This is a genomic window from Nocardioides houyundeii (assembly GCF_002865585.1).
In the GTDB taxonomy this organism is placed as follows: domain Bacteria; phylum Actinomycetota; class Actinomycetes; order Propionibacteriales; family Nocardioidaceae; genus Nocardioides; species Nocardioides houyundeii.
The window spans coordinates 17,146-40,159 of sequence record NZ_CP025581.1 but is presented as its reverse complement, the minus strand read 5'-3'; the positions used below and the strand labels follow the sequence as shown (position 1 = coordinate 40,159).

The following is a 23,014-nucleotide window of genomic DNA, read 5'->3' as shown; positions in this document are numbered from 1 at the left end:
TGACTATGACGGCGCTACCGCGCCAATTTCACTCCCTCGCAGGCTTCGACGACGCATACTTCCCGGTGATGCCCCCGGGCGCCGCAAGCCATCCAGCCACTTCGCAAGGGTCCAGATGATCTCGCTTACCTACATCAGCACCGCCACGTCCCCCTACGACGAGACCGAGCTGACCGAGCTGCTCTCCGCCACGCGCGAGAACAACCACGCGGCCGACCTGACCGGCGTGCTGCTGTACGCCGGCGGGCACTTCATCCAGACCCTGGAGGGTCCCGAGGACGCGGTGGAGGAGACCTACGGGCGAATCCAGCGGGACCGGCGTCACCGCAACCTGGACGTCGCGCTGCGGGACGAGATCACCGAGCGCATCTTCCCCGACTGGTCCATGGGCTTCAAGTCGATCAGCCCCGAGCAGGCCGCCGAGCTGCCCGGGTTCAACGACTACCTCGCGGGCCGGACCATCAGCCCCGAGAGCCGCGTGGAGCTCGGCCGTGCGGGGATCTTCCACCGGGTGTTCCGCCGTACCATGGGCTGAGCTCGCCCGCGGCTGCCCGAGCGAGGAGGCGGAGACGTGACCCTGCGACTGATCGGTGCCGGGCTGCCCCGAACCGGGACGACCTCGCTGCGCCGGGCGCTCGGACTCCTGCTCGACGCGCCGGTCTACCACATGAGCGAGGCCCTGGCGCACCCCGAGCACGCGCCCACCTGGGTGGCGGCGATCCGCGGGGAGCCACCGGCGTGGGAGGAGTTCCTGGCCGGGTACGCCGCCGGTGTCGACACTCCGTTCTCGACCTGCTGGCGCGACCTGGCCGCGGCCTATCCCCAGGCGCCGGTGCTGCTCTCGCGCCGGGAGAGCCCCCAGGTCTGGCTCCGGAGCATGGAGCCCACCGTCCTGGCCCGTACCCGCGACACCTTGGCCGGCGGGGAGAAGACCGATCCCTTGGTGGCGCTGTTCGGCTCCATCTTCACCGGTGTCCTCACCGACCTGGACGATCCCGCCGAGATGATGGCGGACTACGAGCGGCACCTGGCGCGGGTGCGCGCGGAGATCGCACCCGAGCGGCTCGTCGAGTGGCAGCCGGGCGAGGGGTGGGAGCCGCTCTGCCGGGCGCTCGACGTACCGTTGCCGGACGAGCCGTTCCCGCACGAGAACAGCACCGCCGACTACCTGCTGCGTGCCGAAGCGCGCCGACGGGCCGCAACGGCCCGCCGCGAGCAGGGACCTTCGACCCGGCCGACCCTCCCCCGGTCGATCTAGGCTGGCGGCGTGAGACACGCCGCCACGCAGCCCTTCGCCCCGGAGCCGGTCACCTCTGACGCCCCCGACCTAGCCGGCCCGGTGATGCTCAACCAGAGCTGGCTGGACCTCACCTTCCTGCACTGGGCGGTCGACCCGCAGGAGGTCGCCCACCGGATGCCGCCCGGCGTACGTCCCGACACCCTCGACGGGGTCACCTACGTCGGGCTGATCCCGTTCCGGACCGTCGGATCCGGCCTCTCCAGTGGCCCGGCGGTCCCGTGGTTCGGCTTCTTCCTGGAGACCAACGTGCGGCTCTACTCCGTCGACGAGACCGGGCGCCGCGGCATCGTGTTCCTCAGCCTGGACGCCGACCGGGCGGCGGTCGTCGCCGGCGCCCGCACGGCGTTCGGCCTGCCGTACCGCCTGGCGCGGATGCGCTACCAGGCGAGCGGGGACGTGCACACCTACGACGCGCGCCTGCGGCGACCGGGCGCCCGCACCGAGAGCCGCATCCTGGTCCGGGCCGGGGCCAGGCGCGAGAGCACGGAGCTGGACCTCTTCCTGAGCGCGCGCTGGGGACTGCACGTGCGCCGCTGGGGCCGAACCCTCTACATCCCCAACCGTCACGAGCCGTGGCCGGTGCACGACGCCGAGGTGCTCACCCTGGACGACGACCTGCTGGCGTCGGTGGGACTGCCAGAGCTGGCCACCCGCCCGCCGGACCACGTGGCGTTCAGCCCCGGCGTGCACACCGAGTTCGGCTTCCCCACGGACGCGGCCCGGCCTCGGCAGCGGTAGGCCTCACTCGCCCGCCCGGCAGCCTCAGGCTCGCGGCGCCGCCAGCGCGGTCTCGATGTCGGCGGCGATGTCCGCCGGCTTCACCGTCGGCGCGTAGCGCTTGATCACCTGACCGTCGCGGCCGACCAGGAACTTGGTGAAGTTCCACTTGATCCGGTTGCTGAGCACCCCGCCCTTCTCGCGGCGCAGCCACTCGAAGAGCGGGTGGGCAGCCTTGCCGTTGACCTCGACCTTGGCGAACATCGGGAAGGTGACGCCGAAGCTGCCGGTGCAGAAGGCGGCGATCTCCTCCTCCTGCCCGGGCTCCTGACCGCCGAACTGGTCGCACGGGAAGCCCAGCACGTGGAAGCCGGAGTCGGCGTACTTGGTCTCCAGCTCCTGCAGTCCTTCGTACTGCGGGGTGAAGCCGCACTGCGAGGCGGTGTTGACCACCAGCAGCACGTCCCCGTCGTACGTCGCCAAGGGGGTGGGGTCGCCGGTGATCGCAGGCGCCTCGAACTCGAAGATGGAGGTCATGACGCCGAGTCTTCAGTAGCGCTGGTGACCCGGGCAACGATCCGGTCGAACCGCGCGCCCATCTCGGCGGCCAGTGCCTGGGCGCCGGACAGCGGCCGGACCATCACCATGAAGTCGTCGATCAGGCCGCCATCATCGAGGTGGATGAAGTCGCAGCCGGTCAGCGCCCGGTCGCCGACGTTCGCCTCGAAGACCAGGGCGTGGTCGCGCCCGCCCTCCTCGCCGATCTCGGTGACGTAGCGGAAGTCGGTGAAGACCTCGATCACCTCCGTCAGGATCGAGGCGGTGATCGCCTTGCCCGGGTAGGGCTTGTGGGCCACCGGGCTGCGGAAGACCACGTCCTCGGCCAGCAGAGCCGTCATCGCCTCAATGTCGCGGGCCTCGACGGCCGTCTTGAACGCCTTCATCGACCTGCTCCGCACACTGACTGGCACCGCACCGGGTTCGCTCGCATGAGCGACAACCTAGCGGGCTCAGGCTCACGTGCTCGTGGTTCGCGATGACGTTCGCGATGACGTTCGCGGAGTCGGCGTGCGGCGAAGACCACCGGCCCGACCTCGGTTCTCCGAAACCCCGCCCCACACTGACCCGAGGTCGGATGATTGCTGCGTGATGAACAGGGCCTCGCGACGCTCGCGGTCCCGTTCACCCCAGGAGCCCCGGAGCCTGCGGGGCGCCCTGGTGCTGGGATGCCTGCTCGGACTGTGGGTGGGCTCGCTCCTCGCAGCCTCCATCCCCGTCCTCGCCTACCTGCCGCACGGCGGGCTCGGCTACGACGCTCACGCCTACTGGCTCGCCACCCGTGCCGACGAGCCCTACGGCGCCGCTCCCGGAGCCCAGGACGCCTACCTGTACTCACCGCTTTTCCTGCAGCTGATCACCCCGATCGGACTCCTGCCCTGGCCCGCGTTCCTCACCATATGGATGGCGGTGGAGATCGCCTGCCTCCTCTGGCTGACACGTCCCCTGCCGCTCCGATGGAGGGTCCCGGTACTGCTCCTGTGCCTCCCCGAGATCCTCTTCGGCAACATCTACGGACTGCTCGGGGTGATGGTGTGCCTGGGATTCAAGAGACCCGGGCTCTGGGCGTTCGCCTTCCTCACCAAGATCACCATCGGGCTCGTGGGACTGGTGTGGTTCGCGGCCCGAGGTGAGTGGCGCGCGGTCGGCTGGATCGTCGCCTGCACCACGGTGCTGGCTGGGGCCTCGGCTCTGGCACAACCGCAGCTCTGGGTGGAGTGGCTCCAGTTCCTGCGCGACAACAGCGGCTCCGGCGATGAGGTGTCCCGGGCCGCACGGCTGGGCGTGGCCCTCGCCGTCGTCTACCTCAGAGCACGTCACGACCAGCGGTGGACCGTGTCGGTCTCCATGCTTCTCGCCGTCCCGCACTTCGAGTTCAAGAACAAGGACTTCGCGATCCTGACGGCAATACCCCGCCTGGTGCGCTTTCGCGCGGAGGAGGACGACCGAGGTGGACGACCTGCGGAAAGGGATGCTGGGCACCCAGGTGCCTGGGGACGCTGACAACCGTCAGGTGTCCTCGGTGTCGGATGCTGCCTCGCAGCGTGCCGCCACACCCAGAAGATCACGACCCCACCTGAGGGCCCGCACGTCTCCTCTGGGCGAGACCATGCCGGCCTGGTCGACGGTCGCTGCCTGCCGGCGTCGACCGCGGCCGAGCTGGACGACTTCCTCAGCGGCCGCTCGGGACTGCACGTGCGCCACCTGGGCCGGACCCTCTACATCCCCCACCAGCACGAGCCCTGGCCGGTGCACCACGCCGAGGTGCTCACCCTCGACGACGACCTGCTGGCCTCGGTCGGGCTGCCCGGCCTGACCACCCGCCCGCCGGACCACGTGGCGTTCAGCCCCGGGGTGCGCACCGAGTTCGAGTTGCCCACGGACGCGGCCCGGCCTCGGCACAGCGACCGTCCACGCCTGCTCGCGAGGTAGCCGCCCGAACTGCGCATGTGCGCATGTACGCAGAAGAGGCTGCCGCGCACGCCATCCGGCACCCCAACCGCGGACATGCGCAGGCGGTGCTCAGCAGGTGCGTGGTCAGACGTGCCCGGCCCTCGACCACCGCAGACGTTCGGCGGCATCGAGCAGGCGCCGGGCACCGGGACGCGGCATCGCTTCCTTCCAGGACGGGTGGCAAGGCTACCCCTAGCCATCAGAAGCGTTAAGGCGCGTGACTTAATATGCTCGGATGAGCACCCAGGTACGGGCGCCGCGCCCGGCGGCGGCACGCGCCGTCGGCCGTGCTGTCTCGGAGCTGGTGCTGATCGCGGTCCTGTTCTGCCTCTACAAGCTCGGCCGCTCCCTCATCACCGGTCAGGAGCAGGAGGCGCTGCAGCACGGCGACCTGGTACGCCGGCTGGAGGCCGTGCTGCGCCTTCCGTCCGAGGCCGCGATCCAGGCCGCGGTCCATTCAGAGCCCCTGTTCCGGGCGGCGAACGTCTACTACACCAGCGTCCACTTCCCGCTGATGGCGCTCTTCCTCCTCTGGGGGTTCCTCTGTCGTCCCCGGGCGGAGTACCTGTGGGCGCGGAACCTGGCCATCGGACAGACCGGCGCCGCGCTGGTCATCCACATGCTCTTCCCGCTCGCGCCCCCGCGGATGTTCCCCGACTGGGGGTTCCTGGACACGATGGCGCGCTACGGCCCGTCGCCGTACGACGGCGCCAGTGCCGATCTGGCCAACCAGTTCGCGGCCATGCCGAGCCTGCACGTCGGCTGGGCGGTTCTCATCGCCTACGTCGTCGCCCGCACCGGACCGCGCTGGCTCGCCGTCTGCGCGGCCCTGCACGCCGCACTGACCACGTTCATCGTGGTGGTCACCGCCAACCACTGGTGGCTCGACGCGGTGGCCGGGGTCCTGCTGCTGGTCGCCGCCGACGCCGTGCTGCGCCGTACCCACCGCGGCGGTACGTGAAAGCACCATCCCCGAGCCTGGAACGGTGCTCTCGGATCCCGCCACGGCGAGCTAGCGCAGCGTGAGGGACCGGTCCGTGCTCACGTGCTCGGCGTAGGCGATGACGTTCGCCTGGTAGCCACCCCTGGCCGCGTCGTACTCGCCGCCACACGTCACGAGGGTGAGGGTGGGCCGGTCCGGGGTCCCGGCATAGACCCGCTGCGCGGGGAAGTCATCGTTCCGGACCGTCTCGAGTCGGCTCACGGCGAACGTCTCGACGGCACCGTCGGCAAGGACCACCCGGACGTGTGCGCCGGGAACCAGCTCGCGGAGGCGGTGGAAGACCGCCGGTCCCCGTGTCGAGTCCACGTGCCCCAGGATCACCGCCGACCCGGGCTGGCCTGGGCTGGTCCCGAGCTCGTACCAACCAGCCTGGTCGGCGTCGCGTGGCACCTCGACGGTGCGGTCCTGCTCCATCCCGAGGCCGACCAGGTCGGAGGACGCGCCGATCGACGGGATCGTGATGGAGACGGGGACGCTCGGCAACGACACCGCGGTCGGCGAGGCGTCGGGCCTCGCGCCCACGGGTGCCCCGGGTGCACTGTCCGCAGGCGCCGCAGGAGGCCGGGCCTCGGGGCCGCGGGCGAGCAGTCCCCCGACGATCAGCGCCGAGGCCAGCACGGCGAGGGAGATCGTCAGCACCCATCGGCGCCGCGGGAGCTTCCTGCTACCGGTGGACGTGCTCGCTGAGCCGCTCACGCGCGCCCGCTCAACGGCGACGGGAGGAACGGCCCCCCAAGGCAGGTACGGCGAGGGCACCCGCCGCGGCGAGCCCGGCGAGGAGGAACAGGAGGCTCGCTCCCGTGGTGCCCTGCTGCTCAGCGCCCCCGAGGCCCGTCGGCGGGTGGCCGACCGGGACCGGGGGTGCACCGGACGGGACGGTGGGGGTGCCGACCGGGACCGACGGGATCGGGGTGTCGCTCCCGGTCGGGCCGGTCGGAGTGGCAGTCGGTGTCCCGGTGCCGGTCGGGATGCCGGTCGGTGTCCCGGGGGCGGTCGGGGAGGCGGTCGCTGCCGGGCCGCCGGACGGCGTGATCGGGCCCGTCGGGCTCGGGGCCAGGGTCGGGCTCGGGCTCGGGCTCGGGCTCACGCTCGGGCTCGAGGTCGGAGCCACGGGGCGCGCACAGTTGAGCGCGGTCAGGGCGTTCGTGTCGAGGGTGACCGCGCCGTTGCGCGCCAGTACCCGCCCGTCGACCCGGGCACCGGTGTTGAGGGTGGCCGAGGTGAGCGCCATGACCGTTCCCGCGAAGTCCGTCCTGGTGTCGAGCGTCGCAGAGCTCCCGACCTGCCAGAACACGTTGCACGGCGATGCGCCGTTGATGAGCGAGACCTTGCTGTCCGATGCTGTCGTCAGGGTCGAGGCGGAGCGCAGGAGGAAGACGGCGTTCGTGTCCCCCTGGGCGTCCAGCGTCACCGTGCCGGTCAGCTCCAGGGTGGGTGCGGCGTAGACACCGGGCTTCAGCGTCTGCCCCGCCAGCTCGGCGGCGATGGCGGCGGTGGCAGCCCGGCGGGCGGCGTCGTCGTAGGCGGCCGCGAGGCCGCTCTGCGCCGTGATCGCGGCCGCGTCGGAGACGTGCACGGCACCCAGGACGGTGCCTGGCGGGAAACCGGTGACGGCGGAGCCTGGGGTCAGGCCGAGGTCTCCGCCGATGGTGGACGGGCCGGTGTTGGTGACGGCCGAGCCCGCGAGGACCGAGAAGCTCGAGGCCGCGCCGAGGTCGATCGGCGCCTCAGAGGCGTGGGCGGGGGCCACTCCGGTGGCGGCCAGGCCGGCCACCAGGAAGCCCGCCGCAGCGAGCCCCAGCCCTGAGGTGAGGCGTCGGGTGCTGCGGGCAGGCTGGGTCGGGCAGGGCTGGCTCATGTCTCTCCACGTGCGGAGTCATCCGCGTAGGGCGACCCACTCACGCGGGGCGGTTCTGATCGGTTGGCATAGGCCAGTGGTGCACAGTGTCGTTCATCGAGGACCCAGTCGCCTCATGGACGCACGGAAGAGACGTGTCGGGATCAGCCGGTGCGGGGGCCGAACCGCTCGTCGAGCCACGTCTTCGCCGAGCCCATCAGGCCCGCGGTCTCGTGCAGCAGCCGGCCCAGTGCGTCCTGGCTGCGCCGGAACGTCTCGCCGTAGCTGGCGGCGGCCATGCGGGCGGCGTCGCTGACCTTGGCCTCGGCGTCGTCCTCACGCCGGGGATAGCTGCCCGTGCGGATCTCGGCGTAGGCGCCGGACTCGGTCCAGCGGCGCAGCTCGGCGGCACGGACCACCGCGAACGGGTGCGAGCGCCCCTCGACCAGGAAGACCTTGAGGACCGAGTCCCGCAGGTCCTCGGTCTCGGCGTACTCGCTGGCCTGGGCGAAGAAGGAGGTCGCGTCCAGGTGCTCCAGGGTGCCGCCGGAGGCCAGCTTCATGTGCACGCGAGTGGCGGCGGCGGGGTCCTGGGCGGCGAGCAGCCCCGCGCGGTCGGCGGAGAGCTCGGCCTTGCGGGACCACTCCATCAGCGCAGCCAGGATGCCTCGCATGCCCAACGCCCCTCCGGGCACGGCCGCGAAGACCCCGGTCATCGCCAGCAGCCGCTGCAGCAGGGTCTGGTAGACGGCGTGGCCGCTGAGGACGTGTCCGAGCTCGTGACCCAGCACGAACCGCATCTCGTCCTCGTCCAGCAGGTGCACCAGGCCGGAGTCAACGACGATGACGGGCTTCTCCATCCCGATCGCGTGCGCGTTGAACGTGGGAGACGCCCGCACGTAGAGCTCGGGCAGGGAGTCGGCGTCGAGGGTCGTCCCCACGTCGTTGAGCAGCCGGTTCAGGACCGGGAACTGCCGCTCGTCGACCCGGACCGACGAGCCCAGCAGCATCAGCCGGACGGTCCGCTCGTTGATCAGGCCGGACATGGCCTTGATCAACGAGTCGAACCCCTTGAGCTTGCGCAGCGCCACCAGGGCGCCCTGGTCCGCCGGGTGCTCCCAGGCGCGGGAGCTGATCCCGGGCAGTGGCGTCCGGGGGCGGGTGGCGTTCTGAGTCATGACGGGGATCCTCGCGCACCACACGGCTGGTGTCCGCGCGTTCGGGCATCTGCGCGGCCTCCGCACTCCTCACAGACACCGGAGCCCGGCCCCCCTCAGCGGGGGGACCGGGCTCGTGGTGCGACACCGAGGTCACATGGTGTTGACGATGAGCCCGATGTGGGTGAAGAAGTTCATCGCGCCGAACAGCAGGAACAGCACGCCGGAGACGGCCCAGAGCCACCCGGTGACCCGGGCCCAGACTGCGGTGGACCGGCCGTTGACCACCCGGTTGACCAGGAAGGCGAAGGCCAGGGCACCGAGCCCGACGAGGGCGATCAGGCCGGACATGAAGATGGCCTCGACGAGCGGGTACTCGGCGAACTCACCGGAGATGGGCTCCTGCGGCGGGGCCGCGAACAGCTCGTACTTCACACCGGCGACGGCGATCGCCAGCAGGCTCAGGCCGAGGCCTCCGACGAAGACGGTGACCGGCTGGGCGACCCGGGCCAGGGTCTCCACCGGACGGCTCGTGGCCAGCGCGGCCGCACCGCGCTTCCACAGGTAGAAGGAGGTGCCGAGCAGCAGCGCGCCGAAGCCGAGGCTGGTCTCGCCGAAGATGATGTTGTCGAACGGGAAGCCGCCGGCCGCCAGCGGCCAGGTCAGCGTCATGTGCAGGCCGGTGGCGGCCAGGATGGCGCCCAGCAGCCCGAAGGTGACGGCCCATCCCTCGGTGCTGACCTTCGTCGGGTCGGTCCGCAGCTGGCGACCCAGCTGGACCAGGCCGATCAGACCGGCGCCGACGGCGACGGCCATGATCGTGTTGTAGGTGGGCATGTTCGCCCAGTCGATCGTGAGGCCCTCTTGGGCCGCGAGAGTGATCATGTGTGTCGACCTCGTAGATAGCTCGTGAACAGACGTGGGGACCGGGAGCCGGTCCGCACCGGGGAAGAAACCTACACACATGTATAGGTATTCCCGGGAACCAGGGAAACAGGAGGAGCAGCCGATGGCCGGCCGCCGTACCGTGCAGGACCGCAGCTCCACCCGGCAGCGCGCGATGGCGGACGCCGCCGCGCGGTTGCTGATCGACGAGGGCCCCGAGGCGATCACCCACCGCAGGGTGGCGGCCGCCGCCGGGGTCCCGGCCGGCTCGGCGACCTACTACTTCCCGACCCGCCAGGAGCTGTACGGCGTCGCGGTCCGCGCCGCCGAGGAGCTGCGCTGCACCGCGGCCCGGGAGCGCGCGGAGTCGCTGCCCCGGCGCGAGCGCTCCGCCCGCCGCACCGCGGAGCTGCTCCTGGAGGTGCTCTTCGCGCCGGCCCTGGACCGGACGGTGGTCTCCCGGCGGCTGCAGCCGATGCTCGAGGCGACGGCCGATCCCGAGCTTCGTCCCATCATGGCCGCGTCTCGTCCGGCACTGCTGGACGCGCTGCGCACCGCCCTGGAGCGCAGCGGCTGGGGCGCGGTGGCCCAGAGCCCCGACTTCGGCCTGGTCGCCCCGATGCTCGACGCCGCACTCCTCTACGGCGCCGCCGTGGGGCACGAGGACCCCGTCGCCGACGCCGTGACGGCCGTGGCCCGGCTCCTGGAGCTGGTCCGGGACGCGAGCAAGACGTAGCGGGACCCGCATCACGACGAAGGCCCCGGATCAGAGATCCGGGGCCTTGCCTGTGGTGGTGCGCGAGGGGGGAGTTGAACCCCCACGTCCTTTCGGACACACGGACCTGAACCGTGCGCGTCTGCCTATTCCGCCACTCGCGCTTGAAGCGGGCTCAGGTTAGCCCAGCGATGACGCAACCCCCAAACCGGCGTCCGGAGAGGAGATGTCCGACGGCGGGCCGACGTGGGTACAGGGGGTATGAGCCGTGCGACGGATACGATCACGGACAGTCCTCTACGCCGTCCAACCAGGAGAGTGAGCACGTGCGCGGTCTGCAGCGCTTCGAGCAGCGCCTCGAGCAGGTGGTCTCCGGCGTTTTCGCGCGAGCGTTCCGCAGCGCGGTGCAGCCGGTCGAGATCTCCGCCGCGCTGCAGCGGGAGGTCGACAACAACGCCCAGATCCTGAGCCGCGACCGGCGCCTGGTGCCCAACGACTTCGACGTCGAGCTCTCCGAGACCGATCTCGAGCGCCTCTCCCCCTATGACAACGCGATGGCCCGGGACCTGGCCGACCAGCTCCAGGACCACGCCGAGAGCCAGGGCTACGTCTTCCCCGGTCCGGTCCACATCAGCTTCGAGGCCGCCGGTGACCTCACCACCGGGCGCTTCCGGATCCGCAGCCGGGCCGAGGCCTCGGTGAGCGGCGACGACCACCGCACCCGGCACCGCACCCCGCGGGCGATGTTGGAGATCAACCGCACCCGGCACCCCCTGATGCCGCCCGGCGTGGTGGTCGGACGCGGCACCGAGTCCGACATCCGGATCAACGACCCGGGCGTGAGTCGGCGGCACGTGGAGTTCGTGGTCTCCGACCGTCACGACGGCGACCTCGACCTGTCCGTGGTCGACCTGGGCTCCACCAACGGGATGCTGGTCGACGGCCGCAAGGTCGAGCGCGCCCCCCTCAAGGACGGCACCGTGGTCAAGGTCGGCAACACCGAGCTGACCGTGCTCCTCGTCGACGACGACCACGGCAGGGGCTGACCGCCATGTCCGAGCTGACCCTCTTCCTGATCCGGTTCGCCTACCTCGCGGTGCTGTGGATCTTCGTGCTCTCCGCCATCTCCGTGGTCCGCTCGGACATGTTCGGGGCGCGCGTCCCCGAAGGCGCCCGGGGCGGTGCCAAGCCCGACAAGGCCAGCAAGCAGCCCAAGCCCAACCGGCGGCGTGGCGCCCCCACCCACCTGCTGGTCGTGGAGGGTGCGAACGCCGGCGAGCGCGCCGAGCTCGCGGACGCACCACTGCTCATCGGCCGGGGCTCGGACGCCGCGATCCGGCTCGACGACGACTACGTCTCCACCCGGCACGCCCGGGTCGCCGCGTCCGGCGACCAGTGGTACGTCGAGGACCTCGGCTCCACGAACGGCACCTACATCGGCTCCTCGCGACTGACGCAGCCCACGACGCTGACCCTGGGCACCCAGGTGCGCATCGGCAAGACGATCCTCGAGCTCCGGAAGTAGGCCGTCCCACGTGACCGACCCCGAGAACGACACCGTGATCCGCGACCGGCGCCACGTCGCCGCGGGCACGCACGTCGAGGAGCAGTCCGACACCGCCGAGCGGTCCCGGACCGCGGGAGCGCCCGCGATGAAGCTCAACTACTCCGCCGTCTCCGACGTCGGCCGGGTCCGCAAGGACAACCAGGACAGCGGGTACGCCGGCCCCTGGCTGCTGACGGTGTGCGACGGGGTGGGCGGCGCCGCCCGCGGCGACATCGCCTCCAGCACCGCGGTCTCGGTCATCCGCCGGCTCGACGAGCCCCCCGGTGACCTCTCCGCCGACGACCTGCTGGCCCGGGTCGCGGGCAGCGTGCACCGCGCCCACGACCGGATCGGCGAGCTGGTGGAGGAGGACCCCTCCATCAGCGGCACCAGCACCACGGCCACCCTGGCGCTCTTCGACGGCCACGCCCTGGGGATCGCGCACGTCGGGGACAGCCGCGCCTATCTCTGGCGCTCGGGCGAGATCAGCCAGCTCACCCACGACCACACCTTCGTGCAGGGGCTCATCGACGAGGGCCGGATCACCGAGGAGGAGGCGCGGGTCCACCCGCACCGCAACCTGATCCTCAAGGCCCTCGACGGGGTGCACGACCCCGCGCCCGACCTCTTCGTCGTCGTCGTGCAGGAGGGTGACCGGCTGCTGCTGTGCAGCGACGGCGCCTGCGGGGTGCTGCCCGACGCCCGGCTGCGCGACATCCTGGGCCGCGGCACCCCCGACTACGCCGCCGTCGAGCTGGTCCGTGCCAGCCTCGAGGCCGGGAGCACCGACAACGTCACCTGCGTGGTCGCCGACGTGGTCGCCGGCACCGACCCCGCGACCACCGACCTGGAGCCGCTCCTGGTCGGCGCCGCCGCCGAGCTGCCGCGCGGCAACCGCGGGCACTCCACCGGGCTGTTCCGCGCCCGCGGCAACGCGCCCCACGAGCAGGGCGCGCCCACCGACCTGCCCGGCGACGTCGACTTCGCCATCCCGTCGGACCCCATCGACACCGAGACCGCGCGCTACGCGCCGCGTCCGCCGCAGCGCTTCTTCTGGGCCCGGCGAAGCCTGGTGGCGATGACCATCCTGGGCACCCTGTGGATGGCGCTCGCGGTGGCCTGGCACTGGACCCAGCAGCAGTTCTACGTGGGCGAGCACGACGGGGTGGTCACGATCTTCCGCGGCCTCAACGCCGACGTACCGGGGCTGGAGCTCTCCCGGCCCTACGAGACCACCGACATCTCCCTGGACCGGCTCTCGGACTACGACGCGGGCGAGGTCCGCGAGGGCATCGAGGCCGACGACCTGGCCAAGGCCGAGGAGACCGTGGACAACCTCGCGGCCCAGCAGGTCGCCGGCTGATGAGCCAGACCGGAGCTCTGATGGGTTTCGTGCACCGCCGTCGGCGGGGCGCGGAGCTCTTCCTGCTGTTCCTGGCGCTGGTGGTGGGCATCGGCGCCTACGCCGCAGTCGGACTGGGTGTCGACGGCGAGGTGCCGGTCAACCTGATCGGCTACGGGGGGTGGCTCACCGCCCTGGTGCTCGCCACCCACCTGACCCTGCGGTTCACCGCGCCGTACGCCGACCCGGTGCTGCTGCCGCTGGTCGCGGCGCTCAACGGGCTCGGCCTGGCCGTGATCTACCGGCTGGACCTGGCCAAGGAGGCGGCCGGCGAGGCGCACGACTTCGCCCAGCAGCAGCTGATCTGGATGACCCTGGGCGTGGGCCTGTTCATCGCCACCCTGGTGCTGCTGCGCGACCACCGGGTCCTGCAGCGCTTCACCTACACCAGCGGCCTCGCCGCGGTGGTGCTGCTGCTGCTGCCCCTGGTGCCCGGGCTCGGCACCCGGATCTACGGCGCCCAGATCTGGATCCGCGTCGGCCCGTTGAGCTTCCAGCCCGGCGAGGTCGCCAAGGTGCTGCTGGTGCTGGCCATCGCCGGCTACCTGGTGCTGCACCGTGACGCGCTGGCCCTGGCCGGCCGCCGGGTGCTCTTCATCGACCTGCCCCGAGGCCGCGACCTGGGCCCGATCCTGGCGATGTGGCTGATCAGCCTCGGCGTCCTGGTCTTCCAGCGCGACCTCGGCTCCAGCCTGCTGTTCTTCGGCCTGTTCCTGATCATGCTCTACGTCGCCACCGAGCGGCCCGGCTGGCTGGTCGTGGGCGCTCTGCTGTTCTCCGCCGGGGCGTTCCTGGGCTACCAGCTCTTCGGCCACGTGCGGGTCCGCTTCGACACCTGGCTGCACCCGATGGACTTCTACTCCGACGAGAACGGCGCCAAGAGCTTCCAGATCGTGGAGACCATGTTCGGCATGGGCTGGGGCGGCCTGATCGGCCGCGGCTTCGGCGGCGGCTCCCCGGAGCGGGTCCCGCTGGCTGAGTCCGACTTCATCATGGCCGCGATCGGCGAGGAGCTCGGCCTGACCGGTGTGATCGCGGTGATCCTGATCTACGGCCTGATCGTGGAGCGGGCGCTGCGCACCGCCCTGATCTGCCGCGACGGCTACGGCAAGCTGGTCGCCACCGGGCTGGCCGGCATCTTCGCCCTCCAGGTCTTCGTGGTCATCGGCGGCGTCACCAGCCTGATCCCGCTGACCGGACTCACCACCCCGTTCCTGTCCTACGGCGGCTCCTCGCTGGTGGCCAACTGGGTGATCATCGCGCTGATCGCCCGCATCTCCGACCAGGCCCGGCGGCCACCCCCGGACCTGACGCCCGACGAGCCGGTGGACGTCGACGACGCCACCCAGGTGGTGAAGCTGCGATGAACAAGCCCATCCGGACCATCTCGATCTTCTGCATGCTGCTGTTCCTCGCACTGCTGCTGAACGTCTCCTACCTGCAGTACGTCAAGGCCGGCGAGCTGGCCGAGGACCCCAACAACCGCCGGGTCGTCGCGGCGGCGTTCTCCCAGGAGCGCGGTCCGATCCTGGTGGGCCGTCAGCCGATCGCCCAGAGCGTGAAGACCGACGACCAGTACGAGTTCCAGCGCGAGTACCCGCTGCCGTTCCTCTACGCCCCCCTCACCGGCGCGTTCACCTACTTCACCCAGACCGGGCTGGAGCGCTCGCAGAACCCGGTGCTGTCCGGGGAGGACTCACGGCTGTTCGTGACCCGGGTGATCGACATGCTCAGCAACGACCCGCCCAAGGGCGGCAGCGTGCAGCTGACGATCGACGCGGCCGCCCAGCAGGCGGCGTACGACGGGCTCTCCTCGCTGCCCGGGCCGGTCGAGGGCGCGGTGGTGGCCCTGGAGCCGTCCACCGGCAAGGTGCTGGCCATGGTCTCGCTGCCCTCCTACGACCCCAACCGGCTGGCCAGCCACCGGTTCGGCGAGGTCGTCAAGGCCCAGCGCGAGCTCGAGGACCTGGACAGCGAGCCGCTGATCAACCGGGCCGTGGGCATGCGGCTCCCCCCGGGGTCGACCTTCAAGCTGGTCACCGCGGCCGCGGCCATCGAGAGCGGCAACTACGACGCCAGCTCGCTGGTGCCCGGCGGCTCGAGCTACCAGCTGCCGCTGACCTCGGGCGAGTCCGGCAGGATCGACAACGAGGGACGGGCCTGCGGCAGCGGTCGCATCCCCTTCGCCCAGGCGATGGAGAACTCCTGCAACACGACCTTCGCCGCCCTGGCGGTCGAGGTCGGTGCGGACGCCATGCTGGAGCGGGCCGAGCGGTTCGGCTTCAACAGCCAGTACTTCGAGGAGCTGCGCCAGGTGACCTCGGTCTTCCCCGAGGACATGGACGCCGCCCAGACCGGGCAGAGCGGGATCGGGCAGTTCGAGGTCTCCGCGACCCCACTGCAGATGGCCATGGTGGCCGCGGGGATCGGCAACGGCGGCTCGGTGATGAAGCCCTACCTGGTCGACTCCATCAGCTCCCCCAGCCTCCAGGTCCTCGACAAGGCCGACCCCGAGGAGCTCAGCCAGGCCGTCTCCTCGACCACCGCCAAGGAGCTGACCGACCTGCTGGTCTCCACGGTCGACAACGGCACGGCCTCTGCGGCCGCGATCCCCGGCGTCAAGGTGGCCGCCAAGACCGGCACCGCCCAGAGCGGCATCGACGACGTGCCGCCGTACGCCTGGTTCACCTCCTTCGCCCCCGCCGACGACCCCCAGGTGGCGGTCGCGGTGATGATCCAGAAGGCCGGGATCGCCCGCGGCGAGATCGCCGGTGGCCGGCTGGCTGGCCCGATTGCCAAGGCAGTGATGGAGGCGGTGATGACCCGATGAGCGACTCCCACGAGACCGCGCCCCGGTACGTCGACGGCGCGGGCCGCTACCGGCTGGACTCCCGCATCGCCACCGGCGGGATGGGCGAAGTCTGGCGCGCCACCGACACCGTGCTGGAACGGGTGGTCGCGGTCAAGCTGCTCAAGGCCGAGTACGCCGACGACGCCACGTTCCGCGCCCGCTTCGAGACCGAGGCCCGGCACGCGGCCTCCCTGAGCCACCCCGGCATCGCGGCGGTCTTCGACTTCGGCGAGGCCGCGGCGCGGGACGGCTCCGGGACACCGCAGCCCTACCTGGTGATGGAGCTCGTCGAGGGCCAGCCGCTGTCCGCGCTGCTGCGCTCGGGCGAGCCGATGGACCCCGACGCGGTGCGGGACCTGATGGCCCAGGTCGCCGACGCGCTCGGCACCGCCCACCGGGCCGGGATCGTGCACCGCGACGTCAAGCCGGCCAACCTGCTGGTGACCCCCGAGCGTCGGATCAAGGTGACCGACTTCGGGATCGCCCGGGCGGCCGAGGGGCTGGCGCTGACCCAGACCGGGCAGGTCATGGGCACCCCGCAGTACCTCTCCCCCGAGCAGGCCGAGGGTCGGACCGCGACCTTCGCCTCCGACGTCTACTCCCTGGGTGTGGTGGCCTTCGAGTGCCTGGCCGGGCACCGGCCGTTCGAGGCGGACAGTCCGGTGGCCACGGCCCTGGCGCACGTGCGCCAGCCGGTCCCCGAGCTGCCCGAGAGCGTCCCTCCCGCCCTGGCGCACGTCGTACGGCGGGCGATGGCCAAGGACCCTGCCGCCCGGTTCGCGGACGGCACCGCCTTCGCGGCCGCCCTGCGCAACCCCGAGGCGTACGCCGACCAGGTGCCGCTGGGGGGGGCGACCACCGTCATCGCCTCCGACCCGGGGCTCGCGACCTCGGTGCTGCCCACCACCTCGGAGCAGCCCGTGACTCCGGCGACTCCGGCGACCGGGGCGCTCAGCACCCAGGCCACGCCGACGGCTGCCAGCTCCTCGCGGTCCTGGCCGCTGCTGGTGGCGGGGCTGGTGCTGCTCGCCCTGATCGCCGGTGGTGTCGCCTGGTGGCAGTCCAGCGACGGCGACGACGACCCGGAGTCGCCGACGCCGACCCCGACCCGGAGCCAACGCCCGAGCGACTCCGCGAGCGCGGAGCCGGAGACGGTCGAGGTCGACGGCTCGGACTACGTCGGTCGCGACGTGCGCGAGGTCTCGCGCGAGCTGGCCGGCCTGGGGCTGCGCGTGGTCCGCAACGAGGTGGACAATCCCGGCGACGAGACCCGCAACCGGGTGACCTCGGTGGACCCGACCGGCACCTTGGAGCGCGGCGACCGGGTCACGGTCTCCTACTGGGGTCCGGCGCCCCGCCAGACCGAGGAGCCGACCCCCACCCCGACCCCGACGCCCACGCCGACCCCCACCCCGACGCCGACGCCCACCCCGACGCCGACGCCGACCCCCACGCCCACTCCCACGCCGACTCCCACTCCCACCCCGACTCCGGAGCCGACGCCCACCGACACCAGCACTCCTGTCCCGTGAGAGGCCCACGATGAGCAACAGCCAGTCGACCGTGGTCGGTGGCCGCTATGAGCTCGGCGAGCTGCTGGGTCGAGGTGGCATGGCCGAGGTGCGCAAGGGCATCGACACCCGCCTGGGCCGCACGGTGGCGGTCAAGCGGCTGCGCACCGACCTGGCCAGCGACTCCACCTTCCAGGCCCGGTTCCGCCGCGAGGCGCAGTCCTCGGCCTCCCTCAACCACCCCGCCATCGTGTCGGTCTACGACACCGGCGAGGAGTGGAGCGAGGGCGAGCACGGTGAGGACGGGGTGGCCCAGCCCTACATCGTCATGGAGTACGTCGCGGGGCGGACGCTGCGCGACATCCTCCGGGAGGGCCGCAAGATCCTGCCCGAGCGTGCCCTGGAGATGACCAGCGGAGTGCTCGCCGCCCTGGACTACAGCCACCGCGCCGGCATCATCCACCGCGACATCAAGCCCGCCAATGTGATGCTCACCCCCCAGGGCGACATCAAGGTGATGGACTTCGGCATCGCCCGTGCGGTCTCGGACGCGGCGAACGCGATGACGCAGACGGCCGCCGTGGTCGGCACCGCGCAGTACCTCTCCCCCGAGCAGGCCCGCGGCGAGACCGTGGACTCCCGCTCCGACGTCTACTCCACCGGCTGCCTGCTCTACGAGCTGCTCACCGGCCGGCCGCCGTTCATCGGCGACAGCCCTGTCTCGGTCGCCTACCAGCACGTGCGCGAGCAGGCGGCTCCCCCGTCGGACTACGACGAGGACATCCCGCCCGAGGTCGACGCCATCGTGATGAAGGCGCTCGCCAAGCGGGTGGAGGACCGCTACCAGAGCGCCGCCGCGATGCGCGCCGACATCGAGCGCTACCTGGCCGGGCAGGAGGTGCACGTCGCCCCGCCGCCGAGCGTCCCGGCGACGGCCGCCACCACGGTGCAGCCGGTGACCTCGACCCAGCCCACCGCCCTGCCTGCACCCGAGACGCTGGCACCGGCAGCCACCCCGCCGGGCGAGGGCCGCGACGGACACCGCGGGCGCAACACCGGGATCGTGGTGATCGCCCTGGCCGCGCTGGCCATCATCGTGGGCGTGTTCCTGCTCCAGGGCCCGCTCTTCGACGACGCCCCGGAGCAGACCCGGGTGCCCGACCTGATCGGGATGACCGAGGACGAGGCCCGCGCGGCGATCGTGGACGAAGGGCTCCGGGTGGGCCGCGTCGACTACGAGCCGTCCGCGGACGCCCCTGCGGACACGGTGATCAGCCAGGAGCCCAACGGCCTCTACGTCGACCCGGGCTCGACGATCAGCATGGTGGTCTCCACGGGCGCCCCGATGGTCGAGGTGCCCTACCTCGTGGGACAGGACCGGTCGGCCGCCCGCGACGTGCTGAAGTCACGCAAGCTGAAGGTCAAGTTCACCACCCAGGAGTCCGACGCCCCCAAGGACCAGGTCATCGAGACCACTCCGGGCGCCGGTCAGAACGTCCCCGAGGGCACGGTGGTGACCCTGGTGGTCTCCGACGGCCCGGAGACGGTGCCCGAGGTGGTGGGCATGAACCAGCAGGCCGCGGAGAAGGCGATCACCGAGGCCGGGTTCACCCCGGACATCGTGCCGTGGTCCGAGACCACCGAGCCGAAGGGCACCGTGGTGCGCCAGAGCCCGGAGTCGGGCAAGGAGGCGCCGCAGGGCACCACCATCACGATCTTCGTCTCCAGCTACGAGGAGCCGGCCCCGACCCCGACGCCCACCCCCACGCCGACGCCCACCCCCACGCCGGGGGTGCCGACCGACACCGCCGTTCCGGTGCCGACTGACGTCCCCACGACGCCGATCGGCTGACCCGGCTCGACCGGCTCTCCAGGACAGCTCGCCAGAACAGGGAGCGGGTCAGCCGTCGATCGGCACGGCGTAGTCGAGGTCCAGCAGGCCGTCGTACGGCGGGGCGGTGGCGAACTCCTCCACGTCGACGTCCCAGCCCACCGCGATTTCGGGGTCCAGCGCCACCTCGCGGTAGATCTCCAGGGTTTCGTCCCCGGAGATCGCGGAAAGCAGGACCCCGGGGTCGCCGATCCCCCGGATGACGTACGGCGGGGAGTAGGGCACGCCCTGGAGCTGGACGGTGTTGCCGCTGCACTTGATGCCGGTGGTGGAGACCAGGCGCTGGCCCTGCACGGTGACTGCCTTGGCCCCGCCGCGCCACATGGCGTTGACCACGGCCTGGATGTCCTGCTGGTGCACCACGAGGTCGTTGGGGTCCCCCGAGTACTCCTCGGCGACCTCCAGCGGGGAGTCGGTGAGAGTGACGGTGACGGCGGGACCGGAGCGCGGGGTGAGGCCGGCCGGGTCCTGCATGACCTCGATCTCGCGGTTGTAGCGGTTGACCGCTCGGTCGTCGAGACCCTTGGTCAGCTGCTCGACCTCGCGGTTGAGCGCCGCGGCCCGGGCGGTGAGCACGTTGGCCTCGTCGGACTCGGCCTCCACGATCGAGGCGAGGTCGGTGTAGCGGTTGGGGCGAAGGTCGGTGCCCTCGCTGTTGGCCGCGCTCACCACGAACAGGATCCCGCACAGCACGAACACGGCCGGGGTCCCCAGACGCCACCTGCGAGGAGAGGGGGAGTCATGGGGGCCGGTCGTCATGACCACTACGCTAGCTCCGCCGACCAACGATCCAGAGGGAGCACCCAGGTGTCCAAGACCAACGTCAACCGGGAGACCGACAACCCCAAGGATGGGCGGAGCCTGCCCTGGCGATTCGTCCTGTGTCTCGTGCTGGTGGTGCTGGGGATCGCGTGGGTGGCCTACTACTACACCGCGGTACGCGTCGACCCGACCGTCGCGCCGGCTCCGGAGCCCGGCGGGCTGGCCTTCATGGGCGACCTGGAGAAGTGGAACTACCTGATCGGCTTCGGGCTCATCATGCTGGGGCTGGCCCTGGCCGCCCACCCGTCCACGCCGCTGGGGCGCGGCAACGGCGTGGTCGTCGGCATGCTCGGCTGCTTCCTGCTGGGCCTGGTGTGGATCTGCACCTTCTACATCTTCAGCGGCGACAAGCTCACCGACCTGTGGGTCTTCAACGATCTGGGCAACTACAACCTGATGGTCGGGATCGCGTTCATGGCCGTGGGATTCACCTACGCCACCCGGTGGGAGTGAGCCCCCACCACTGCATCCGCAACGAGAAGAGGACCGCACCCGACGTCGGGCGCGGTCCTCTTTGCTTGTGCACAGCTGGGGAGAAACCTGTGCATAACTACAGGCGTGTAACTCGGCTCAGGACAGGGCCCCCGCGCGCAGCACCAGGACCGCCACCAGGGCGACCGTCAGCACCGCCAGACCGGACCACTGCCACAGCCCTCGGCGGTCCCCACGCGGCGCGAGGATGAGGATCGCGGCCGCTGCCGCGCCCCCGAGCAGGCCACCGAGGTGCCCCTGCCAGGAGATGCCGGGGAAGGCGAAGGTGAAGGCAAGGTTGACCGCCAGCAGCGTCATCACGCTGCGGATGTCGCCGTGCACCTTCAGGGAGACCACGATCAGCGCGCCCATCAGGCCGAAGACGCCGCCGGAGGCACCCAGGGTGCGTCCGGTGGGGTCGGCCAGCAGGAAGATCGTCGCCCCGGCCGCCAGCGTGGCCAGCAGGTAGATGGCCAGGAACCGGAGCCGGCCGAAGGCCGCCTCCACCGCGGGTCCGAGGACCCACAGGCCCACGGCGTTCAGCGCGATGTGCCAGATGTCGACGTGCACGAAGCCGTGCGTGATGGCCTGCCACCACGCCCCGTCCGCCAGGCCCGGGACCCGGGTCGCCGACGGGATGGCGGCGCAGTTTGCCGCGGAGTCCAGCCCCGGGTAGTACGTCGCGTAGTCCTCGCCCAGGCACCGGCCGGTCGGCGAGAGCATGAGCTTCCACGCCAGCAGGGACTCGCGGCCGCCGCTCACGGTCACCGCCAGCCAGACCGCGACGTTGATCCCGATCAGGACCAGGGTGGTGAGCTGCGGGTTCTCCGAGCGCTTGCCGCCGTACGCCGCCCGGCCGCTGCGGGTGGTCTTCGCACCCTGGGCGACGCAGTCAGGGCACTGGAAGCCCACGGCGGCGTCGCGCATGCAGTCTGGGCAGATGGGGCGCTCGCAACGCTGGCACTTGATGTAGGTCTCGCGGCCGGGGTGCCGATAGCACGTGGGCACCCCGGCAGCAGGACCGTTGGGGTCGCTCACCCGTGGTCGCTGCTGATCAGCGGGTGATCTCGACCGTCTCGATGACGACCGGCTCCTTGGGGCGGTCCATCGCACCGGTCGGCGTCGAGGCGATGGCGTCGACGACGTCGCGCGAGGCCTGGTCCGCCACCTCGCCGAAGATCGTGTGCTTGGTGTTCAGCCACGGGGTCGCGCCGACGGTGATGAAGAACTGCGAGCCGTTGGTGCCCGGGCCGGCGTTGGCCATGGCGAGCAGGTAGGGCTTGTCGAAGACGAGCTCGGGGTGGATCTCGTCCTTGAACTTGTAGCCCGGGCCGCCGGTGCCGGTGCCGAGCGGGCAACCGCCCTGGATCATGAAGCCCGGGATCACGCGGTGGAAGGTGAGACCGTCGTAGAAGCGCTCGCCCGAACGGCCGGCGTCGTCCTTGTAGTCCTTGGTCCCCTCGGCCAGGCCGACGAAGTTCTCGACCGTCTCCGGCGCGTGGTTGGGGAAGAGGTTGATGACGATGTCACCCTTGTTGGTCTTCAGGGTGGCCTGCGGGTCAGCCATGACTGCCTCTCGTTGAAGGTGGGTACACAGGGTGTTGCTGCTCGCGATCTTCCCACGAGCTGCAAACCATCTCACCGCAACCTGGGCACACTGGTGACCTCCGGTCCGCCCGTGGTGAGATGGAACTCCACGAGCGAAAGGTTGACCACATGCGCATCCGTAGGCAGAAGACGTTCCTGGAGAAGGCCCAGGACGCGGCCCAGGACGTGGCCGAGCAGGTCCGGCCGCAGCTCGAAGCAGCACTGGAGACCGCCCGCAGCTCCGCCCACGAGGCCCGGGTCCAGGCCGCTCCACTGATCTCCCAGGGCAAGGTCGTGGCCGCTGACAAGGCCGCCCTCGCCGCGGAGAAGGCGTCCTCCGCAGCGGCCAAGGCCTCGGTCGTCGCCGGCGTCGCCGCCGGCAAGGCCGCCGAGCTCGCGACCGAGAAGGCCGGCACCGCCCGGGACTTCGCCACCGCCAAGGCTGCCGAGCTCCGGGGCCAGGAGCCGCCCAAGAAGAAGGGCGGCAAGCTCAAGAAGCTGGCGCTGGTCTCGCTCCTGCTCGCCGTCGGCGGTCTGGTGTTCAAGAAGCTCAAGGGTGGGCAGGCGGACAACTGGCAGAACTCCTACGTCCCCACCCCGCCGCCGGCCGCGCCCACCACCGCGCCCACCTCCTCGCCCACCTCCTCGGTCACCGACGCCGGTGGCGCGACCCCGGGCGAGGCGCTCGCGGACGCCTCGGAGGAGCCGCACCAGGCCAGCACGCCTGACGCCCCCGCCACGGTCGTCGACATCAACGACGCGACCACCGGCGGCGACAACACCAAGTAGCACCCACGCCCGCGTCACG

At 71.4% G+C, this 23,014-nt stretch carries 25 protein-coding genes and 1 tRNA gene; 16 read left to right on the top strand and 10 right to left on the bottom strand.

All coding sequences use genetic code 11. The annotated features are described in order from the left end of the window. Positions 1 to 115: 115 nt before the first annotated feature. The 3 genes from C0R66_RS00210 to C0R66_RS00200 are packed head-to-tail and all read left to right on the top strand — an operon-like array spanning position 116 to position 2,038. Positions 116 to 535 (top strand): BLUF domain-containing protein, encoded by a 420-nt coding sequence (locus C0R66_RS00210; protein ID WP_101522978.1) that lies wholly within the window; start codon positions 116 to 118, stop codon positions 533 to 535. Positions 536 to 571: 36 nt separating this feature from the next. After that, complete coding sequence (locus tag C0R66_RS00205; RefSeq protein WP_101522977.1) at positions 572 to 1,258, top strand: sulfotransferase family protein; 687 nt, start codon at positions 572 to 574, stop codon at positions 1,256 to 1,258. A gap of 9 nt (positions 1,259 to 1,267) precedes the next feature. After that, positions 1,268 to 2,038 carry a YqjF family protein gene (locus tag C0R66_RS00200; protein WP_241901519.1) on the top strand — a complete coding sequence of 257 codons (771 nt, stop codon included), beginning with the start codon at positions 1,268 to 1,270 and terminating at the stop codon, positions 2,036 to 2,038. A gap of 24 nt (positions 2,039 to 2,062) precedes the next feature. Here the strand turns inward: C0R66_RS00200 and C0R66_RS00195 are convergent, their stop codons facing one another. Together C0R66_RS00195 and C0R66_RS00190 are read right to left on the bottom strand one after the other, a co-directional pair. Continuing rightward, positions 2,063 to 2,554, bottom strand: a complete 492-nt coding sequence (locus tag C0R66_RS00195) for a glutathione peroxidase (protein WP_101522976.1) — start codon at positions 2,552 to 2,554, stop codon at positions 2,063 to 2,065. Next, complete coding sequence (locus C0R66_RS00190) at positions 2,551 to 2,961, bottom strand: nuclear transport factor 2 family protein (RefSeq protein WP_101522975.1); 411 nt, start codon at positions 2,959 to 2,961, stop codon at positions 2,551 to 2,553. Before C0R66_RS00190 ends, C0R66_RS00195 begins: the two co-directional genes overlap by 4 nt. A 205-nt stretch (positions 2,962 to 3,166) precedes the next feature. On the opposite strand from C0R66_RS00190, the gene C0R66_RS00185 reads away from it, so the two are divergent. The 3 genes from C0R66_RS00185 (at position 3,167) to C0R66_RS00175 (ending at position 5,489) form a co-directional block, all read left to right on the top strand. Further along, the gene (locus tag C0R66_RS00185) at positions 3,167 to 4,078 is read left to right on the top strand and encodes a glycosyltransferase family 87 protein (protein ID WP_101522974.1); all 912 of its coding nucleotides are present in this window, start codon (positions 3,167 to 3,169) and stop codon (positions 4,076 to 4,078) included. Between the two features lie 60 nt (positions 4,079 to 4,138). Continuing rightward, positions 4,139 to 4,507, top strand: a complete 369-nt coding sequence (locus tag C0R66_RS19185) for a DUF2071 domain-containing protein (RefSeq protein ID WP_101522973.1) — start codon at positions 4,139 to 4,141, stop codon at positions 4,505 to 4,507. Positions 4,508 to 4,763: 256 nt separating this feature from the next. Next, positions 4,764 to 5,489, top strand: a complete 726-nt coding sequence (locus C0R66_RS00175) for a phosphatase PAP2 family protein (RefSeq protein WP_101522972.1) — start codon at positions 4,764 to 4,766, stop codon at positions 5,487 to 5,489. Between the two features lie 51 nt (positions 5,490 to 5,540). Here the strand turns inward: C0R66_RS00175 and C0R66_RS00170 are convergent, their stop codons facing one another. From C0R66_RS00170 to C0R66_RS00155, 4 genes are all read right to left on the bottom strand, one after another. After that, positions 5,541 to 6,227, bottom strand: a complete 687-nt coding sequence (locus C0R66_RS00170; protein WP_158647796.1) for a class F sortase — start codon at positions 6,225 to 6,227, stop codon at positions 5,541 to 5,543. Positions 6,228 to 6,237: 10 nt separating this feature from the next. Then, the gene (locus tag C0R66_RS00165) at positions 6,238 to 7,389 is read right to left on the bottom strand and encodes an ice-binding family protein (RefSeq protein WP_101522971.1); all 1,152 of its coding nucleotides are present in this window, start codon (positions 7,387 to 7,389) and stop codon (positions 6,238 to 6,240) included. A gap of 143 nt (positions 7,390 to 7,532) precedes the next feature. Continuing rightward, positions 7,533 to 8,546 carry a M48 family metallopeptidase gene (locus C0R66_RS00160; protein WP_101522970.1) on the bottom strand — a complete coding sequence of 338 codons (1,014 nt, stop codon included), beginning with the start codon at positions 8,544 to 8,546 and terminating at the stop codon, positions 7,533 to 7,535. A 132-nt stretch (positions 8,547 to 8,678) separates the two neighbouring features. Continuing rightward, positions 8,679 to 9,410, bottom strand: coding sequence for a DUF981 family protein (locus C0R66_RS00155; RefSeq protein WP_101522969.1), 732 nt, complete (start codon positions 9,408 to 9,410; stop codon positions 8,679 to 8,681). A gap of 124 nt (positions 9,411 to 9,534) precedes the next feature. Between C0R66_RS00155 and C0R66_RS00150 the strand changes: the two genes are divergently transcribed. Next, positions 9,535 to 10,146: a TetR/AcrR family transcriptional regulator gene (locus tag C0R66_RS00150; protein WP_158647795.1), complete on the top strand. Its 612-nt coding sequence runs from the start codon at positions 9,535 to 9,537 to the stop codon at positions 10,144 to 10,146. A 56-nt stretch (positions 10,147 to 10,202) separates the two neighbouring features. Here C0R66_RS00150 and C0R66_RS00145 read toward each other — a convergent pair. Further along, positions 10,203 to 10,289 (bottom strand) — tRNA-Leu (locus C0R66_RS00145). Positions 10,290 to 10,451: 162 nt separating this feature from the next. Here C0R66_RS00145 and C0R66_RS00140 point away from each other — a divergent pair. From C0R66_RS00140 to pknB, 7 genes are read left to right on the top strand one after another with little or no spacing between them, the layout of a single operon-like run. Next, positions 10,452 to 11,171: an FhaA domain-containing protein gene (locus C0R66_RS00140; RefSeq protein WP_101522967.1), complete on the top strand. Its 720-nt coding sequence runs from the start codon at positions 10,452 to 10,454 to the stop codon at positions 11,169 to 11,171. A 5-nt stretch (positions 11,172 to 11,176) separates the two neighbouring features. Then, positions 11,177 to 11,650, top strand: coding sequence for an FHA domain-containing protein FhaB/FipA (locus C0R66_RS00135; RefSeq protein WP_101522966.1), 474 nt, complete (start codon positions 11,177 to 11,179; stop codon positions 11,648 to 11,650). 10 nt (positions 11,651 to 11,660) lie between these two features. Continuing rightward, the gene (locus C0R66_RS00130) at positions 11,661 to 13,034 is read left to right on the top strand and encodes a PP2C family protein-serine/threonine phosphatase (RefSeq protein ID WP_241901517.1); all 1,374 of its coding nucleotides are present in this window, start codon (positions 11,661 to 11,663) and stop codon (positions 13,032 to 13,034) included. Then, positions 13,034 to 14,440, top strand: coding sequence for an FtsW/RodA/SpoVE family cell cycle protein (locus C0R66_RS00125; RefSeq protein WP_101522965.1), 1,407 nt, complete (start codon positions 13,034 to 13,036; stop codon positions 14,438 to 14,440). Before C0R66_RS00130 ends, C0R66_RS00125 begins: the two co-directional genes overlap by 1 nt. Further along, positions 14,437 to 15,903 carry a peptidoglycan D,D-transpeptidase FtsI family protein gene (locus tag C0R66_RS00120; protein ID WP_101522964.1) on the top strand — a complete coding sequence of 489 codons (1,467 nt, stop codon included), beginning with the start codon at positions 14,437 to 14,439 and terminating at the stop codon, positions 15,901 to 15,903. Before C0R66_RS00125 ends, C0R66_RS00120 begins: the two co-directional genes overlap by 4 nt. Then, positions 15,900 to 17,456 (top strand): protein kinase domain-containing protein, encoded by a 1,557-nt coding sequence (locus C0R66_RS00115; RefSeq protein ID WP_101522963.1) that lies wholly within the window; start codon positions 15,900 to 15,902, stop codon positions 17,454 to 17,456. Before C0R66_RS00120 ends, C0R66_RS00115 begins: the two co-directional genes overlap by 4 nt. A gap of 10 nt (positions 17,457 to 17,466) precedes the next feature. Continuing rightward, entirely contained in the window at positions 17,467 to 19,287 is a 1,821-nt protein-coding gene (gene pknB, locus C0R66_RS00110) for a Stk1 family PASTA domain-containing Ser/Thr kinase (RefSeq protein ID WP_101522962.1), read from the top strand. A 48-nt stretch (positions 19,288 to 19,335) separates the two neighbouring features. Here pknB and C0R66_RS00105 read toward each other — a convergent pair whose 3' ends face one another. After that, positions 19,336 to 20,085 carry a DUF881 domain-containing protein gene (locus tag C0R66_RS00105; protein ID WP_101522961.1) on the bottom strand — a complete coding sequence of 250 codons (750 nt, stop codon included), beginning with the start codon at positions 20,083 to 20,085 and terminating at the stop codon, positions 19,336 to 19,338. A gap of 48 nt (positions 20,086 to 20,133) precedes the next feature. On the opposite strand from C0R66_RS00105, the gene C0R66_RS00100 reads away from it, so the two are divergent. Next, positions 20,134 to 20,601 carry a cell division protein CrgA gene (locus tag C0R66_RS00100; RefSeq protein WP_241901516.1) on the top strand — a complete coding sequence of 156 codons (468 nt, stop codon included), beginning with the start codon at positions 20,134 to 20,136 and terminating at the stop codon, positions 20,599 to 20,601. A 117-nt stretch (positions 20,602 to 20,718) separates the two neighbouring features. Here the strand turns inward: C0R66_RS00100 and C0R66_RS00095 are convergent, their stop codons facing one another. Both C0R66_RS00095 and C0R66_RS00090 read right to left on the bottom strand, forming a co-directional pair. Next, positions 20,719 to 21,657, bottom strand: a complete 939-nt coding sequence (locus C0R66_RS00095) for a rhomboid family intramembrane serine protease (RefSeq protein WP_101522959.1) — start codon at positions 21,655 to 21,657, stop codon at positions 20,719 to 20,721. Between the two features lie 16 nt (positions 21,658 to 21,673). Then, positions 21,674 to 22,186, bottom strand: coding sequence for a peptidylprolyl isomerase (locus C0R66_RS00090; protein ID WP_101522958.1), 513 nt, complete (start codon positions 22,184 to 22,186; stop codon positions 21,674 to 21,676). A 149-nt stretch (positions 22,187 to 22,335) separates the two neighbouring features. On the opposite strand from C0R66_RS00090, the gene C0R66_RS00085 reads away from it, so the two are divergent. Further along, positions 22,336 to 22,995, top strand: coding sequence for a hypothetical protein (locus tag C0R66_RS00085; RefSeq protein WP_101522957.1), 660 nt, complete (start codon positions 22,336 to 22,338; stop codon positions 22,993 to 22,995). The last annotated feature ends 19 nt before the right edge of the window (positions 22,996 to 23,014 follow it).

Coding starts and splice junctions, on each gene's coding strand:
- C0R66_RS00210 (WP_101522978.1), top strand. CDS start 116: ATGATCTCGCTTACCTACATCAGCACCGCCACGTCCCCCTACGACGAG.
- C0R66_RS00195 (WP_101522976.1), bottom strand. CDS start 2,554: ATGACCTCCATCTTCGAGTTCGAGGCGCCTGCGATCACCGGCGACCCC.
- C0R66_RS00190 (WP_101522975.1), bottom strand. CDS start 2,961: ATGAAGGCGTTCAAGACGGCCGTCGAGGCCCGCGACATTGAGGCGATG.
- C0R66_RS00185 (WP_101522974.1), top strand. CDS start 3,167: ATGAACAGGGCCTCGCGACGCTCGCGGTCCCGTTCACCCCAGGAGCCC.
- C0R66_RS00175 (WP_101522972.1), top strand. CDS start 4,764: ATGAGCACCCAGGTACGGGCGCCGCGCCCGGCGGCGGCACGCGCCGTC.
- C0R66_RS00165 (WP_101522971.1), bottom strand. CDS start 7,389: ATGAGCCAGCCCTGCCCGACCCAGCCTGCCCGCAGCACCCGACGCCTC.
- C0R66_RS00160 (WP_101522970.1), bottom strand. CDS start 8,546: ATGACTCAGAACGCCACCCGCCCCCGGACGCCACTGCCCGGGATCAGC.
- C0R66_RS00155 (WP_101522969.1), bottom strand. CDS start 9,410: ATGATCACTCTCGCGGCCCAAGAGGGCCTCACGATCGACTGGGCGAAC.
- C0R66_RS00150 (WP_158647795.1), top strand. CDS start 9,535: ATGGCCGGCCGCCGTACCGTGCAGGACCGCAGCTCCACCCGGCAGCGC.
- C0R66_RS00135 (WP_101522966.1), top strand. CDS start 11,177: ATGTCCGAGCTGACCCTCTTCCTGATCCGGTTCGCCTACCTCGCGGTG.
- C0R66_RS00125 (WP_101522965.1), top strand. CDS start 13,034: ATGAGCCAGACCGGAGCTCTGATGGGTTTCGTGCACCGCCGTCGGCGG.
- C0R66_RS00120 (WP_101522964.1), top strand. CDS start 14,437: ATGAACAAGCCCATCCGGACCATCTCGATCTTCTGCATGCTGCTGTTC.
- C0R66_RS00115 (WP_101522963.1), top strand. CDS start 15,900: ATGAGCGACTCCCACGAGACCGCGCCCCGGTACGTCGACGGCGCGGGC.
- pknB (WP_101522962.1), top strand. CDS start 17,467: ATGAGCAACAGCCAGTCGACCGTGGTCGGTGGCCGCTATGAGCTCGGC.
- C0R66_RS00105 (WP_101522961.1), bottom strand. CDS start 20,085: ATGACGACCGGCCCCCATGACTCCCCCTCTCCTCGCAGGTGGCGTCTG.
- C0R66_RS00090 (WP_101522958.1), bottom strand. CDS start 22,186: ATGGCTGACCCGCAGGCCACCCTGAAGACCAACAAGGGTGACATCGTC.
- C0R66_RS00085 (WP_101522957.1), top strand. CDS start 22,336: ATGCGCATCCGTAGGCAGAAGACGTTCCTGGAGAAGGCCCAGGACGCG.